This window comes from Pseudochrobactrum sp. AO18b (assembly GCF_000409565.1).
GTDB lineage: Bacteria > Pseudomonadota > Alphaproteobacteria > Rhizobiales > Rhizobiaceae > Pseudochrobactrum > Pseudochrobactrum saccharolyticum.
Window position 1 is genome coordinate 1 of sequence record NZ_ANNO01000457.1, and the last position, 1,175, is coordinate 1,175.

General features: G+C 48.1%; 2 protein-coding genes. Both read right to left on the minus strand.

Features of this window, described 5'->3' with window-relative positions:
• Positions 1–279: 279 nt before the first annotated feature.
• Positions 280–606: a hypothetical protein gene (locus tag A918_RS0117170; RefSeq protein ID WP_022712245.1), complete on the minus strand. Its 327-nt coding sequence runs from the start codon at positions 604–606 to the stop codon at positions 280–282.
• Between the two features lie 31 nt (positions 607–637).
• Positions 638–1,175: DUF4113 domain-containing protein (locus A918_RS0117175; protein ID WP_028233942.1), on the minus strand; the 538-nt coding region annotated here is incomplete at its 5' end.

Here is a 1,175-nt window from a genome sequence, read left to right on the forward strand (position 1 = left end):
GGGCAAAGCCCCCTTGTTCCCCTTTATTCATCTGTAAAAATGAACAAAAGCGCGAAGCGCTGAAGCCGAAGCCAGAACGCGCAAATCAAATAGTGCCGTAGTGACGGCGCAGGCAGTTCATGCAGTTCTTGCGTTAGGGATTGTTACCCGAAGGGACGAAACCGCTTGCGGGTTCGGTGGAGTTCGCCCTAGTCGCTGCAACGCAGTGCCAGGGCGAACGGAATAAAGCCCGACCCGAAGGGGAACGGCATAATCTGATAAGACAAAAGATAGACGATTTCAGTTTTGATCAGTGACTTCAGGTTGCGTTGCTAGATTTTCCCAACCGTGCCAAGTATCGTTTTGCCAATATTTATCTAATTTGCGCCACAGAATATTTGCCTCTGTAAGCATCGCATTCATAAGTTTAAGCTGCTCTGCCATGAGACATATGTGAGCAAAATCTTCTGTTTGAATTTCCAAATCTTTTTCAGGTGTAAAATGAATTTGGAGAATATCGCCTTCGGCATCTTCCAGAAAAGCTATTACGGTAGGTTCGCCGCTTCCATTATCCATGATAAACGGCCAGTTTAACGGATAACCGCCTGTCATAATTTTCTTAAACATATCGAGACTTTCTCATTTTTGTGAGCGCCTGTTATTGTATCACCGGCAAATCTGAAAAGCGTGTTGTAAATCTCGGTGAGCGCATATCTGCTTTTGCCTCGTGCTTATTTTGAAAACCTTGCGCACCGATAACAATTTTACGCTTTCCGTATCGGTCATTAATTGCGTCCATCGCTTCCATGAGGCGAGCATCGCGGGGCTGCTCTACATCAAAGAGCATTTTGGGCGCGTCCTCTGCCTTCAGAAGATCATCCAGCATCACACCAGCTTTTGTATAAGCATAACCGATCGCTTCCGCTTTTGGATGCCAACCGGCATGAGCGCACCGGCTAACAGCCTGCACAAGATCGAAGGTATTACTTGTCATTGGCTTCAGCTTTATCGTGCGCGAAACCGAATGTTGAGGGACAGTATTTGAAAACGCATTTGTGTGAAAAAATGCGGTTATCTGACCAGCAACAAGCCCGTGCATCCGCAGCTTTTCAGCTGCGCGGGATGCGTGGGCGGTAAGCGCTTGCATGACTGCCCCAAGATCGCGCATTGGCTGCCCTGCAGAACGGGGAACGGCC

Coding starts and splice junctions, on each gene's coding strand:
- A918_RS0117170 (WP_022712245.1), bottom strand. CDS start 606: ATGTTTAAGAAAATTATGACAGGCGGTTATCCGTTAAACTGGCCGTTT.